This is a genomic window from Roseateles sp. (genome assembly GCF_019237615.1).
GTDB lineage: Bacteria > Pseudomonadota > Gammaproteobacteria > Burkholderiales > Burkholderiaceae_C > Pelomonas.
Window position 1 is genome coordinate 83,365 of sequence record NZ_JAFAGT010000086.1, and the last position, 13,069, is coordinate 96,433.

10 protein-coding genes and 1 pseudogene are annotated in these 13,069 nt (G+C 70.4%); 6 read left to right on the forward strand and 5 right to left on the reverse strand.

What is annotated here, in order from left to right:
- The first annotated feature begins 1 nt into the window (after nt 1).
- Nucleotides 2–1,375, forward strand: a complete 1,374-nt coding sequence (locus JOY88_RS18325) for a sigma-54-dependent transcriptional regulator (RefSeq protein ID WP_293504076.1) — start codon at nt 2–4, stop codon at nt 1,373–1,375.
- 118 nt (nt 1,376–1,493) lie between these two features.
- Nucleotides 1,494–3,758: a beta strand repeat-containing protein gene (locus JOY88_RS18330; RefSeq protein ID WP_293504077.1), complete on the forward strand. Its 2,265-nt coding sequence runs from the start codon at nt 1,494–1,496 to the stop codon at nt 3,756–3,758.
- On the opposite strand, the pseudogene JOY88_RS18335 reads toward JOY88_RS18330, so the two are convergent.
- The 3 genes and pseudogenes from JOY88_RS18335 to JOY88_RS18345 all read right to left on the reverse strand — a co-directional run.
- A pseudogene (locus tag JOY88_RS18335) lies at nt 3,701–4,222 on the reverse strand (chalcone isomerase family protein); the annotation flags it as partial. The gene JOY88_RS18330 and the pseudogene JOY88_RS18335 sit on opposite strands and share 58 nt — an antisense overlap.
- 100 nt (nt 4,223–4,322) lie before the next feature.
- Nucleotides 4,323–5,360, reverse strand: coding sequence for an RNA methyltransferase (locus JOY88_RS18340; protein WP_293504078.1), 1,038 nt, complete (start codon nt 5,358–5,360; stop codon nt 4,323–4,325).
- A gap of 40 nt (nt 5,361–5,400) precedes the next feature.
- Nucleotides 5,401–5,838, reverse strand: coding sequence for a hypothetical protein (locus JOY88_RS18345; RefSeq protein WP_293504079.1), 438 nt, complete (start codon nt 5,836–5,838; stop codon nt 5,401–5,403).
- A gap of 95 nt (nt 5,839–5,933) precedes the next feature.
- On the opposite strand from JOY88_RS18345, the gene JOY88_RS18350 reads away from it, so the two are divergent.
- Genes JOY88_RS18350 through ispD form a run of 3 tightly spaced genes read left to right on the forward strand, consistent with a single transcriptional unit; the run spans nt 5,934 to nt 8,352 of the window.
- Nucleotides 5,934–6,683: a class II aldolase/adducin family protein gene (locus JOY88_RS18350; RefSeq protein ID WP_293504080.1), complete on the forward strand. Its 750-nt coding sequence runs from the start codon at nt 5,934–5,936 to the stop codon at nt 6,681–6,683.
- A 9-nt stretch (nt 6,684–6,692) separates the two neighbouring features.
- Nucleotides 6,693–7,640 carry a bestrophin family protein gene (locus JOY88_RS18355; RefSeq protein ID WP_293504081.1) on the forward strand — a complete coding sequence of 316 codons (948 nt, stop codon included), beginning with the start codon at nt 6,693–6,695 and terminating at the stop codon, nt 7,638–7,640.
- A gap of 7 nt (nt 7,641–7,647) precedes the next feature.
- Complete coding sequence (ispD, locus tag JOY88_RS18360) at nt 7,648–8,352, forward strand: 2-C-methyl-D-erythritol 4-phosphate cytidylyltransferase (protein WP_293504082.1); 705 nt, start codon at nt 7,648–7,650, stop codon at nt 8,350–8,352.
- Here the strand turns inward: ispD and JOY88_RS18365 are convergent.
- Nucleotides 8,325–10,511, reverse strand: a complete 2,187-nt coding sequence (locus tag JOY88_RS18365; RefSeq protein ID WP_293504083.1) for a patatin-like phospholipase family protein — start codon at nt 10,509–10,511, stop codon at nt 8,325–8,327. The genes ispD and JOY88_RS18365 overlap by 28 nt on opposite strands.
- Nucleotides 10,512–10,664: 153 nt before the next feature.
- On the opposite strand from JOY88_RS18365, the gene ispF reads away from it, so the two are divergent.
- A complete protein-coding gene (ispF, locus tag JOY88_RS18370; RefSeq protein ID WP_293504084.1) occupies nt 10,665–11,156 on the forward strand; it encodes a 2-C-methyl-D-erythritol 2,4-cyclodiphosphate synthase in 492 nt (163 codons plus the stop codon).
- Nucleotides 11,157–11,163: 7 nt separating this feature from the next.
- Here the strand turns inward: ispF and JOY88_RS18375 are convergent, their stop codons facing one another.
- Nucleotides 11,164–11,391 (reverse strand): transporter substrate-binding domain-containing protein, encoded by a 228-nt coding sequence (locus JOY88_RS18375; RefSeq protein ID WP_293504085.1) that lies wholly within the window; start codon nt 11,389–11,391, stop codon nt 11,164–11,166.
- Between the last annotated feature and the right edge of the window lie 1,678 nt (nt 11,392–13,069).

The following is a 13,069-nucleotide window of genomic DNA, read 5'->3' on the forward strand; positions in this document are numbered from 1 at the left end:
CATGGCCTGGACCCAACCTTCCGATGTGCTGCTCGTCGAAGACGACGAGCATGTGCGCCTGGCGACGATGCAGAGCCTGCGCCTGGCCGGCCTGCAAGCCCATGGCGTGGATTCCGCGGAGGCCGCGCAGGCCTGGCTGAAGCCCGGCTTCGCCGGCGTCGTCGTCTGCGACGTGCAGTTGCCCGGCGACAGCGGCCTGCAGCTGCTGCACGTGCTGCGCGAGCAGGATCCGGAGCTGCCGGTCATTCTCGTCACCGGCCACGGTGACATCGGCATGGCCGTCGAGGCCATGCGCGACGGCGCCTGGGACTTCATCGAGAAGCCCTTCTCGGCCGAGCATTTCGTCGAGGTCGTGCGCCGGGCGCTGGCGCAGCGCCGTCTGGTGCTGGAGAACCGCCGGCTCAAGGCCCAGCTGGAGGATCAAAGAGGCGGCGGCCCGGCTGACGGGCTGCTGGGCGCCAGCGCCGCGATGGAGCAGGTGCGCACGCTGATCAACACCCTGGGCCCGGCGCGGGTCGACGTGCTCATCCATGGTGAGACCGGCGCGGGCAAGGAGGTCGTCGCCCGCGCGTTGCACGCGGCCAGCGGCGCGCGTGGCGCCTTCGTCGCGATCAACTGCGGCGCGCTGCCGGAGAGCGTGTTCGAGTCGGAAATCTTCGGCGCCGAGGCCGGGGCCTACACGGGTGCCAACAAACGCCGCATCGGCAAGCTGGAGTTCGCCGGAGACGGCACGGTCTTCCTCGACGAGATCGAATCCATGCCGCTGGCCCTGCAGGTCAAGATGCTGCGCGTGCTGCAGGAGCGCAGCGTGGAGCGCTTGGGCGCCAACACGGCCCATCCGCTGGCCTGCCGCATCGTCGCCGCAACCAAGGCGGACCTGCTGGCGCTGGCGCGGGAGGGGCGCTTCCGCGAGGACCTGTTCTACCGCCTGGACGTGGCCAGCCTGATGCTGCCGCCGCTGCGCCAGCGCCGCGAGGACATCCCGCTGCTGCTGGGCCATTTCTGCGCCCAGGCGGCCGAGCGCCTGCAGCGGCCGTTGCCGGTCTGGAGCGCCGCCCAGCTCGCCGCCTGGCAGGCACGCGACTGGCCGGGCAATGTGCGCGAGCTGCGCAACTTTGCGGAGCGCTGGGTGCTGGGCCTGGTCAACGAGGCGCCGCCGCCAGCGACGCCGGCCGCCAGCGGAGCGGCCGTGCTGCCGCAGGCGCCGCTGGACGAAGCGCTCGCCGCCGTCGAGCGGCAGTGGATCGTGCAAGCCCTGCGGGAGAGCGGCGGCAATGTCGCCAAAGCCGGCGAGCGCCTGGGCCTGGCGCGCAAGACGCTGCACGACCGCATCCGCCGCCTGGGGCTGGACGCGGACGCCTACCGCGGCCCCTGATACGCCGATGTGACATGGCGATGAAGCCGGGGCCCGGCGCGGGGCCCCGGTTGCGTGGTGCACGGCGGCGAGGCGCGTCGATAACGTCGCGGGCTTTGCGCTGCCCCCTGCGATCACCATGATGCTTCGCTCCGCCCCGCTCGCCTGCGCCCGCCGCTGGCACCCCATTGCGCTGGCCTGCCTGGCCGCTGCGCCGCTGTCGGCCCAGGCCGCGAACTTCTCGATCACCAGCCCGTCCACCACGGCGCAGAGCCTGGGCGCCTCGCAGACCGGCAGCGTCGCCGCCGGCGCCTCGCTGGCCGTCTCTGGCTCCACGGTCGCCGTGACGGTCACCGGCAACAACGCCAGCCTCAGCAACCTCGGCACGATCACGCAGACCGGCAGCGGCCGCGTCATCCGTGACAACACCGGCGTGACCAGCCTCGTCGTCACCAACGGCAGCACGACGAACGCGACCGCGCTGATGCAGGCGGCCGACGCCGACGTCATCCAGATGAACAAGAGCCCGGCCAGCGTCGTGCTGCACAACTACGGGCAGATGATCTCGCTGAACGCGTCGGCGGCCGGCAACCAGGTGGTGGACTTCAACGCCATCGCCAGCGGCAGCAACGTCGTCAACAACTACGCCGGCGCGCTGATGAAGTCCTACGAGGCCGACGCGGTGCGGCCGGGCGTCAACGGCGTCGTCAACAACTGGGGCACCATCCTGTCGATCACGACGACGGGCTCCAGCAGCGACGGCATCGACGGCCAGGCCAACTCCGGCATCCAGATCGTCAACGCCGGCCTGGTGCAGGGCGGCCGCCACGGCATCACCGGCGGCCAGGACACGGCGGCGCTGCCCTACACGATGTCGATCACCAACCAGGCTGGCGGCGTCATCCAGGGCGACAACGGCTCCGGGCTGAACCTCGACGGCTTCAACGGCCTGCAGGTCGTGACCGTCCACAACGCCGGCACCATCGTCGGCCGCGGCGTCACGGGCGACGGCGACGGCGTGGACGTCGATGGCGTCGTCATGCTGACCAACACGGCCACCGGCGTCATCCGCTCGGCCAACTCCTTCAGCGCCGTGGCGTCGGGGCTGGCCTACAGCGAGGGCATCTCGGTGGGCGGCGGCAGCATCACCAACGCCGGCCTCATCGAAGGCCTGGTGGCCGCCGGCAACACCAACGCGGTGGGCCGCGGCATCTCGCTGGTGGGCAACGACATCGCGGGGGGGCGGCGCGAGGCCCTCTACGCGAACGCCATCGTCGTCAACCAGGCCGGCGGCGTCATCCGTGGCCAGAGCGATGCGGCCATCTACGCCGGCGGCCTGAACGGCAGCGGCCGCACGGTCAGCATCCACAACGATGCCGGCGCGACGCTGCTGGGCGGCGCCGGCAGCGCGGCCATCGTCGTCAGCAACGACTACGCCACGACCATCGTCAATCGCGGCCTCATCGACGGCAGCGCCAGCGGACGCGCCATCCAGCTCGGCAGCGGCCAGAACAGCGTCACCATCGCCGGCGGCCAGGCCCAGGTGCTGGGCCGCATGGACGGCGGTTCCGGCGGCGCCAACAGCCTGCGCATCGACCCGGGCGCGGGCCAGGGCTTCGCCTATGCGTCGTCGCTGTCGAACTTCGCCGTCGTGCAGATCGCCAGCGGCCGCGTCGTGCTGAGCGGCGAGAACCACTACACCGGCAAGACCGTCGTCGCCAGCGGTGCGGCGCTGGAGCTGGCCGGCGCCCAACGCCTGGACCCTGTCGGCGCGCTGGAACTGGCCGGTGGCCAGCTGGTGCTGGGCGGTGACCAGAGCTTGGCCACACTGGTGCTGAGTGCCAGCTCCACCATCGCCCTCGGCAGCTCGACGCTGAGCTTCGGCGCGCTGGGCGACGTCGCCGCCGGCGCGGCGCTGGCCGTCAGCGGCAGCGGCGGCTACGCGTTGCGCTTCAGCGGCAACCAGTTGGGCGACGCCAGCTTCCAGAGCCTGCTGGCCGGCCTGACCATCAACGGCGAGCACGCCACCGCGTCCTTCGACGGCGTCTACACGGGCATCAGCGCGGTGCCGGAGCCGGCGTCGACGCTGATGCTGGCCCTGGGCCTGGCGGTGCTGGCGTTCAGGCGCCGCGCCGCGCTGCGCTGCGCGGCTGAAGGGCGGCGGCGGCTCAGGCCCGCTGGCAGGTGGTGCCTCATGTCATCCGGCTTGCAGGCTGGATGGCCTTCGGCATGCGTCGGACAGGCCGCAGGCCTGTCCTCGGTCGCGGCTCAGTCCTTCCCGCCGTCCAGCAGCGCGTCGCGCAGCTGCGCATCCGCCGGCGACTCACCGAACCAGATGCGCAGCACCAGCGTGAAGAACTCGTCGTCGCCGACGGGTTCTCCCTGGGGCTGGCCCTGGATGTAGAACTGCGTGCCCTTGCCGGGGATGAAGTCCATCGCGAAGCTGTCACCGGGGGCCAGCTTGGGCTTGCCCGAGAAGATCTCGATGAGACGGGTCGTGGCCAGCGTGTGGCGGGTCATCTGCTGGCCGGGCGTGTTGTCGCTCATGCCGCGCAGGAACAGCCGGCCCAGCTCGGTGCCCTGCAGCTCGCGCAGCGCCGTGAACTGCAGGCGCTTGGGGCCGGGCAGCGCGAGCAGCTCCGCCGGCGTGGCGGCGCGCTTGGCCGTGTAGAGGGCCATGTCGTAGGCCTTGAACACCAGCCGCACCCGCGTGCCCTTGCCGTTGAGCTGCAGCGCACTGCCGCCCAGCTGGGCCGTGGGGTCGAACTTGTGCACCGTCGTGGCGGCGCCGGCCTGCAGGCACAGGGCCGTGCCGGCGATCAGGGTGGCCCGGCGGGCGTGCGTGGCCAGGGCTTGCAGCTGAGTCATGTCTTCTCCAGTGGAACGTCTTCTCGCATCGCTGATGCGGGTGCATTCTGCTGGGGGCGGCGGGTCACGCCTGTCGCCGATTGCGGTGGCTTGGCCCCGGTCAGGCGTGAATTCTCACCACGCGGGCGGGCCGGCCCAGCGCCTCGCGGGCGCGCAGCTGGCCGCAACCGCCGTCCACGTCCTGGCCGGCGGAATCGCGCAGCTTGGTCAGCACGCCGCGGCCGCTCAGCTCTGCGGCGATGGCCCGCGCGCGCTCCCAGCCGGGCCGCGTGAAGGGCAGGCCGGGCGCGCTGTTGAAGGGGATCATGTTCAGCAGCCCGTAGCGGCCCTTCAGCAGGCGCACGATGCCGTCCAGCTCCTCGGGCCCGTCGTTGACACCGTCCAGCAGCGTCCATTGGTACTGCACGGGGTAGCCGCTGGCGCGGCCATAGGCGTCGGCGGCCTCGACGAGCTGCTCTGGCGTCAGCCGCGGTGCGCGCGGCAGCAGGTGCTCGCGCTTGGCGGCGTCCGTCGTGTGCAGCGACAGGGCCAGCGCCGGTTTGACCTCGGCGTCCTGGAGTGCCGCGAAGGCGCGCTCGTCGCCCACCGTCGAGAACACCAGCTGCTTGTGCGCGAAGCCGCCCTCGCGGCCCAGCAGCGCGATCGCGTCCAGCACGTTGCCGAGGTTGTGCGCGGGTTCGCCCATGCCCATGAAGACGACCTTGCGCAGCCTGGGCTGCCGCTTCCTCGCTATGACCACCTGGGCCACGATCTCCGCGCTGCCCACCTGGCGGATCAGCCCTTCAGTGCCCGTCATGCAGAACCGGCAGCCCACCGCGCAGCCCACCTGGCTGGACACGCAGACGCCTTCGCGCGGCAGCAGCACGGTTTCCACCGTCTGGCCGTCGGTCAGGCCCAGCAGCAGCCGGGCCGATTCGCCGTCGCCGCCGGCATGCGCGCTGCGCAACGTCACCAGGCCTTCCAGCTCGGCCATCAGCCCGGGCAGCGCCTCGAACAGGGCCTTGGGCAGCCAGCCCCGCAGCGGCTGCCGGCCGGCGTCCAGCGGCAGGGCCTGCACCCAGTGGCGCAGCACGCGGGACTCGTGGGCGGGATTGGCACCCAGCGCGCGCAGGCGCTGGCGGAGGTCGGGGATCAGCATGGGAGCCCCGATTGTCCCTGACCGCGGGTGGCGAGGGCCGTCAGGGCTTCAGCAGAAACCAGGCGAGATCGGCCTTGCCGCTCCTGACCTCCAGCAATGCTGCGCGGCAACCGCCTTGCCTGCCGGTGTACTCGGCGATGTTGCTGCGGATGGTCGTGTCGTTGGTGCGGCGTACGTCGGCCCGGAAGCGGTCGACCTCGGCGGGGGCCGACGCCTGGCGCTGGGCCTGCGCGCGGCATTGACCCTCCAGCGTCGCAGCGTCGAGCCGGTTTCTCGCCATCCAGTCCTCGAGGAGCGTGTCGTGCTCAGCGCGCAGCGCCGGGTCTGCCGCGAGGCAGGCTTGGATGAGGGTGCGAGTCACCCGGACGGGCTCGCAAGTGAAGGCGGCCATGGCAAACAGTCCCTCGGAAGCCCGGGCGCCTGCAGCCGCCAGGAGCGCGGCAAGGCTCAAGGCAAGGGGAGTGAGCGGGCGCGTCATGACTCGGGTGGTTCCAGCGCAACGAAGGCGACATGTCGGGTGGGTTGGGCGCACTATTCTGGCTTCGCTCGATCAGTCGAAGCCCAGGAGCCGTCATGTCCAGACCCACCCACATCAGCCCGGAAGAATGGGCCGTCCGTTGCGACCTCGCGGCGCTGTACCGCCTCGCCGCCCTGCATGGCTGGGACGACCTGATCTTCACGCACATCTCAGCGCGCGTGCCCGGCCCCGAGCACCATTTCCTGATCAACCCCTACGGGATGATGTTCGACGAGATCACGGCCGGCAGCCTCGTGAAGGTGGATGCCGCCGGCGCCAAGGTCCAGGCCGGCGACTACGACGTCAACCCCGCCGGCTTCATCATCCACAGCGCCGTGCACGGCGCGCGCGAGGATGCGCTGTTCGTCATGCACCTGCACACGGTGGCGGGCGTGGCCGTCAGCGCGCAGCGCGAGGGCCTGCTGCCGATCTCGCAGCACAGCCTGTTCCCGCTGGCCTCGCTGAGCTATCACGACTACGAGGGCGTGGCGCTCAACCCCGACGAAAAGGCCCGCCTGGTCGCCGACCTCGGCGGCACGTCGCTGATGCTGCTGCGCAACCACGGCCTGCTGACGCTGGGGCGCAGCGCGGCCGACACCTTCCTGAAGATGTTCATGCTGCAGCGCGCCTGCGAGATCCAGATCGCCGCCCAGGCCGGCGGCGGCGAGCTGATCCGCATCCCGGCACCCATTCTGGCCGGCATACGCGCGCAGAGCGACAAGGTCATGCGCGGCAGCGGCGCCGAACTGGCCTGGCCCGGCCTGCTGCGGCGCCTGGCGCGCCAGAACCCGGGGCACGACAGTTGACAATACCGGATGATCGTTAGAGACCGGCCCTCGGCCCTGCAGCTTTTCTTTGTCCTCCGTGGCTCCATCCTGAATCGCATCCGCGGCGTGTTGCTGGCCAACATCCTGCTGGCCGCCCTGGTCACCGTGGCGCACCGCGCGCTGGCCAGCCACAACGCGGTGCTGGTCTCGACGATCCCGTTCACGCTGATGGGGCTGCCACTGGCCATCTTCCTGGGCTTTCGCAACAGCGCCTGCTATGACCGCTTCTGGGAGGCGCGCAAGCTCTGGGGCGAGCTGCTGCTGCGCTCGCGCAACCTGGCGCGCCAGGCCCTGTACATGATCGACCTGCCGGCCCCCGTGGCCGGCCCCCGGGACCTGGCCGACGTGCGCGTGCGCCTGGTGCTGCGCGCGCTGGCGTTCTGCGTCAGCCTCAAGCAGCTGCTGCGCGACCAGCCTGCCGACGCGGCCGCGCTGGACGGGCTGATCCTGCCGGCCGAGCGCGAGGCGCTGGACGGGGCGCGCAACCGGCCGGCCGCACTGATGATGGCCATGGGCGCCGACCTGGCGCAATGCCGCCGCGCCGGCCAGATCGACAGCCTGCGCGAGGTGCAGATCGACACCACGCTGTCGGCGCTGACCGCGGCCGCCGCCGGTTGCGAGCGCATCAAGAACACGCCGCTGCCGTTCTCCTACGCGCTGCTGCTGCACCGCACGGCCTACCTCTACTGCTTCCTGCTGCCCTTCGGCATCGTCGACGCCATCGGGCTGATGACGCCGCTGGTCGTCGCCATCGTCGCCTACACCTTCTTCGGCCTGGATGCATTGGGCGACGAGATCGAGGAGCCCTTCGGCCTGCAGGCCAACGACCTGGCGCTGGACGCGATCTGCCGCGGCATCGAGATCGACCTGCGCGAGGCGCTGGGCGACCCGGCGCCGCCGCCGGCGCTGCGGCCGGTGGACTACCTGTTGCTCTAATCCGGGGATGAGCTCCACCACACGCTGCTTCGCCCTCGTGCCGGCCGCCGGCATCGGCGAGCGCTCCGGCGCCGGCATCCCCAAGCAATACGTCGAGATCGCCGGCCGGCCCATGCTGGCCCACACGCTGGCCGCGCTGGCGGCCGTGCCGCGCATCGTGCAGACGCTGGTGGTGCTGTCACCGGCCGACGACCGCTTCGAGACCGCGCTGCCGGGCCATGCCGGCTGGGTCGCCCGCGTGGGCGGCGCCAGCCGCGCCGAGAGTGTGCTGGGTGGCCTGGCGGAGCTGCGCCGGCGCGGGGCCGGCGATACGGACTGGGTGTTGGTGCACGACGCGGCGCGCTGCCTGCTGCGGCCCGAGTGGGTCGACGCCCTCATCGATGCCTGCGAGCATGACGCCGTGGGCGGCCTGCTGGCCCAGCCCATTGCCGACACACTGAAGGCGGGCGACGCCGGCGGCCGCGTTGCCGCCACCGTGGAGCGGCGCGACAAATGGGCGGCGCAGACGCCGCAGATGTTCCGCCTGGGCCTGGTCGAGAAGGCCTTGGCTGCGATGGGCGCCGCCGCCACCGACGAGGCCAGCGCCGTCGAGGCGCTGGGCCTGGCGCCGCGCCTGGTGCGTGCGTCCATGGCCAACTTCAAGGTGACCTGGCCCGAGGACTTCGAGCTGGCCGGGCGTTGGCTCTACCAGGTGGGGCCCAGCAGCAGATAGGCCGAGGTGTCGCCGCCGCGCGTCGTGCCCAGCGCGAGGAAGAAGGGCCCGAAGCGCGTGTCCACGCTGAGGAAGCCGCTGGCCGCCTGGCGCCAGCCGTTGCGCGGCAGGTTGGAGAGCTTCAACCCCGCGCCGCCTCCGACCGCCCCCGTCTCCAGCGAGAAGCCGACGCGCACCGCGCCGCCCAGGCCCACCGGCATCTCGCCGATGCGCCGTGCCATGACGATGCGCGTCAGCGCCATGTTCTCGCCCACCAGCGAGCCGTCCGGTGTGCCGGACAGGCGCAGATAGCCGCCCAGCGAGCGTGCCTGGCCGCGCTCGGCATGGGCGAACTCGCCGTAGAGCTGGCCGGCCCATTCGCCGAGGCGGAAGGCCGCGAGGCCCAGCAGCGAGGCGTTGATGACACGGGACTCGCCGCGCGGGTGCAGCCATTCGATGCGCGCCGTCGTCCACTGGCCGCGGCTGGGGAAGGCCAGCGAGTCCAGCGTGTCGGTGTGCAGCTCCAGGTACTGCTGGCCGTAGGACTGCGAGCGCCGGCCGTTCTCGGGCAGCACGGGCAGCACCACCTCGTCGTCGGCGCGCAGCCGGCCCAGCCCCAGGCGCAGGTCGCCAACGCCGGCGATGCGGTAGCCCAGCTCCAGCTGCGCGCTGGTGAGGCTGCTGGACAGGCGCAGCGCGCGCTGGCCCTGGTCGAAGACGTCGTTGCTGCCGGCCGTGTAGGCGAGCTTGCTGCTGGCGAACCAGCGTGAACCCGGACCCAGCGGCTGGTAGAACTCGGTGTTGAGACCCCGCGTGGAGCCGATGCGCGCGACGCTGCGCAGCTCGGCCCCCCAGGGATTGAGCCAGTCCGCCACATGCATGGCGACCAGCGAGTAACTGCTGGCGTCGGCGAAGTTGCTGTAGAGCTCAAGGCCCAGCCGCACGCGGCTGGCCGCCCAGTCGGCCTCGGTGAGCCGGAACTCGACGCTGCGCCTGCCGTCGCGGTCGTCGACGTCGGTCTCGATGCGCTCGAAGTCGCCCGTGCCGTCCAGGCGCTCGACGGCGCGGTTCAAGTCCGCGCGGCCCACGGCGTCGCCCGGCCGCAGCGCCAGCTCGGCGCGCAGCGCCTCGGTGTTGACGCGCCGGGCGCCGCTGAACTTCAGTTCCGCCAGCGGCAGAGCGCCCAGCGCGGCCTCGGGCTGGCCCAGGCGGCGGGCCTGCAGCGCGGCCTGGGCCGCGGGTGCGGCCAGCGCGGCCAGGCGCTCGCCGGCCGCCAGCGCGGCGCGCCGGCCGGTGGCCATGGCCTCGTCGGCGCGCTGGAAGTCCATGAAGCCCATGCCCGGCAGGTCGGGGTCGATGATGATGTCCTGGGGTTGCAGCTCGCGCAGCGAGCGCTGCACGTTCTGCTCGGTCAGGATCTGCAGCATCTGGTTGGCCACCATGACGGCGCTGGTGATCTCGCCGTCCTCCAGCAGCGGCGTGCCGACGTTGACGGCGATGACGATGTCGGCGCCGAGCTGGCGCGCGATGTCGACCGGCAGGTTGCGCACCAGGCCGCCGTCCACGCGCGGCCGGCCGTTGACGCGCAGCGGCGCGAACACGCCGGGCACGGCCATGGAGGCGCGCAAGGCCTCGAAGAGCGACGTATCGGCCTGGTCCAGCATGGCGCCCGAGAGCAGGTCCGTGGCCACGGCGCGGAACGGGATGGGCAGCCGGCGCAGCGGGTCGTCGGCGCGCGTGGCGGGCAGCAGCGAGGACAGCGTCGCCTCCAGCTGGCCGTTGGCGGCGGCGCCGCCGGGCAGCATGACGCCGCGCTGCAGGTTGAAGCCGAACTCGATGCGCGAGGGCAGGCGCTCGTCGTCCTCGCGGCGGCGTATGGACAGGCGCTCGCGCGCCGGGCGGTCGGCCAGGATGGCGTTCCAGTTGGCGCTCTTCACGAGTGTCTCCAGCTCGTCGACGCTGCGCCCGGCGGCATAGGCCCCGCCGACGACGGCGCCCATGCTGGTGCCGACGATGAGGTCCACCGGCACCTGCATCTCCTCCAGCACGCGCAGCACGCCGATATGGGCCAGGCCGCGAGCGCCGCCACCGGACAGTACGAGGCCGATCTTGGGGCGGGGCGGCTCGGCGGCCAGCGCGGTGCCGGTGACCAGGCACAGAAGCAGGAGCAGGCGTTTCATGGCGGGCCGCACCATAGCAGCAGTCCATGGCGACTGCCTGGCCCGCAGTGGCTTGCGGGCCGGCCGAGCCGGCAAGCATCGCGGTCCCCGCCGGGGGCCGGCCAAGGTGGTCCCTGGACGAGGGGCGCCATTTCATGCGGCCACAATGCGGGCATGACTCTTCCCGCACTTCGAATCGGCGAGGGCTGGGACACCCACCAGCTCGTCAGCGGCCGGCCGCTGGTCCTCGGCGGTATCACCATCCCCCACACGCACGGCCTGCTGGGCCATTCGGACGCCGACGCGCTCGCGCATGCGATCACCGATGCGCTGCTGGGCGCCGCGGCGCTGGGCGACATCGGCAAACTGTTCCCCGACACGGCCGTCGAGTTCAAGGGCGCCGACTCCATGCTGCTGCTGGCCGAGGCCTACCGGCGCGTGCGTGAGGCGGGCTGGCAGCTCGTCAACCTGGACAGCACCATCGTCGCCCAAGCGCCGAAGATGGCGCCGCACATCCTGGCGATGCGAGCCCGCCTGGCCGAGGTGCTGGGCGTGGACGCGGCCCAGGTCAACGTGAAGGCCAAGACGGCCGAGAAGATGGGGCCGGTGGGCGAGGGGCGGGCCATCGAGGCGCGGGCGGTCTGCCTGCTGGCTGCACTGGGCTGAGCAGCGCTCAGCGCGGGCCGAACACGGCCAGCTCGCCGTCGCGGCGCATCTGCTCCAGCCCGCGGCGCAGGCGATCGGCCGTGGCCGCCGGCACGTCGCGGTGGCAGGCGAGATGGAGGTCGATGCGGCCGAAGCCGTGCAGGGGGCTTGGCGGCGGGCCGTCGCTGTGCTGGATGGCGCTGCGGCCGGCCAGGTCGTTGACGAGCCAGAAGTCCACGCGGCCGGCCCGCAGCATGCGCAGGCCGGTGGCGGTGTCGTTTACCTCGTAGGCGCTCAGACCTTGCTCGCGCAGCCGGGCCGGCGGCCGGGATTCGCGCTACGCCGCGATGACGCTGCTGCGCAAGTCCTCGGCGCGCATCGGCACGCGCGCCTCGTCGGCGCGGCCGTAGAGCATCAATGCGCCGCTGGCCATGAGCGTAGGACGCCGAAATGGTTGCGACTCGCGCCACAGTTCAGCGATTGGCGGGCGCTAGTTTGTGCGACTGACCTACGCGCTTGTGATCACCGCGAGTGTTGGTGCCGGTCACGATTGACGGGCTTCCGTCTGGAAATGGCGACAGCGATGGTGGAGGCCGCTTGCCAGCAGCGGCTTTGCAGCGGTTGCGGTCCTGCGACTTGAAGGACTCAACGCCGTAAAGCTGCCGTTCAACGTTGAAGTTAGGCAGCAAATTCTTTGCGCTCGCCCAGCCGCCTGCAAATTGAACCCGATGCACACAGCCTAGCGACCTAGTCATGCTCGCCGCCAGGCACATGCACGCCCAAGTTCTCAGCATCAACGTCCAGACCGCCTCCAGGCTTCTGAAGCACGCCCCGAGGAATGCAAAGGCCGATGAGAAATGCACAAAGACCAATCATGCCAACCGTCAAGGATGCGAGCGGGTTCAAGTCACTGCTTCCGGAAACGAACTGCCCCAACATCACCGCGGCAATCGCGAGAAGGAGAGTCCCAACCACCAGAACAACGGCACGCATTGAGTCTTGCATTTGATGCCTAACGTTGGAGTTAATCGGGCGCCGAAGGCGTCCGCTGCAATGATGGGTTGGGCCTCACGTCCTGGGCCAGATGCGGGACAGCCAAGGTTCGATGTCCGTATACAAACGATGCCGGGACCTGAACATAGCCTCACGCTCAACGCCAATGTTCTGTAGCGGGTCAAGCGAGATGAACGAGGAGAACGTCCGATCTTCATGAACGATCATGTCCATGATTACATGCGAACTCTTAGTTGATTCAATCAACTGCGGGGCAAGGTCAAGCAGGACTTGAAGCTCGTCGGGTTCTAGGACTCGAGTTCTTCGCTTCGCCTCTCGCAGCACCGACTTGGTAACGGCAAATAGATCGCCGCAGATTGAGGTACCCCGCGATGAAGTTTGGAACTCGCAGTTCAGGAAGATGCACCGGAAACGTGGAGGGGCCTTGCTCAAAAAGCTGGCGACCAGCAGTTGAACGAGTGCCGCTGATGGTGGACTGTCTAGCACCCTAGATTTCGTAGCCATGGCAAACGCATTTGTGTGAGGCCCAACGTCCGCTGCAGCAAATGGTTAAAGCGCATTGCCTAGCTCCCTGAGGCGTTTGATTGCGGCGCGTCGGACGAACTCCTCGGAATCCAAGGAGAGCAGGCGAAGACTTTCAAGGTCGCACCTCGCATTGCAGGCCAGGCGCTCACGCACTGAGGCGTCCGCATCAGCACGCAAGATTGATTGCAACTCGGCGCTCAGCTTCCGCTTGCTTGCTACCGTTGCCCGCACCATTACGTCCCGATCGGAGGCTCTTTGATCGTTAGTTAGTGACAGGCTCACGCCCTGAGCCAGCCGGCCACCAGACTGGTCGCACGAGCCCCATGTGGAGGGCCGCTGGAGCTGGCGATGGACGCGAAGGAATTGAAGCAGTGGCTGAGTTCGGTGTCGCGGCT

Coding starts and splice junctions, on each gene's coding strand:
- JOY88_RS18325 (WP_293504076.1), top strand. CDS start 2: ATGGCCTGGACCCAACCTTCCGATGTGCTGCTCGTCGAAGACGACGAG.
- JOY88_RS18330 (WP_293504077.1), top strand. CDS start 1,494: ATGATGCTTCGCTCCGCCCCGCTCGCCTGCGCCCGCCGCTGGCACCCC.
- JOY88_RS18340 (WP_293504078.1), bottom strand. CDS start 5,360: ATGCTGATCCCCGACCTCCGCCAGCGCCTGCGCGCGCTGGGTGCCAAT.
- JOY88_RS18345 (WP_293504079.1), bottom strand. CDS start 5,838: ATGACGCGCCCGCTCACTCCCCTTGCCTTGAGCCTTGCCGCGCTCCTG.
- JOY88_RS18350 (WP_293504080.1), top strand. CDS start 5,934: ATGTCCAGACCCACCCACATCAGCCCGGAAGAATGGGCCGTCCGTTGC.
- JOY88_RS18355 (WP_293504081.1), top strand. CDS start 6,693: ATGATCGTTAGAGACCGGCCCTCGGCCCTGCAGCTTTTCTTTGTCCTC.
- ispD (WP_293504082.1), top strand. CDS start 7,648: ATGAGCTCCACCACACGCTGCTTCGCCCTCGTGCCGGCCGCCGGCATC.
- JOY88_RS18365 (WP_293504083.1), bottom strand. CDS start 10,511: ATGAAACGCCTGCTCCTGCTTCTGTGCCTGGTCACCGGCACCGCGCTG.
- ispF (WP_293504084.1), top strand. CDS start 10,665: ATGACTCTTCCCGCACTTCGAATCGGCGAGGGCTGGGACACCCACCAG.
- JOY88_RS18375 (WP_293504085.1), bottom strand. CDS start 11,391: ATGCTGCGGGCCGGCCGCGTGGACTTCTGGCTCGTCAACGACCTGGCC.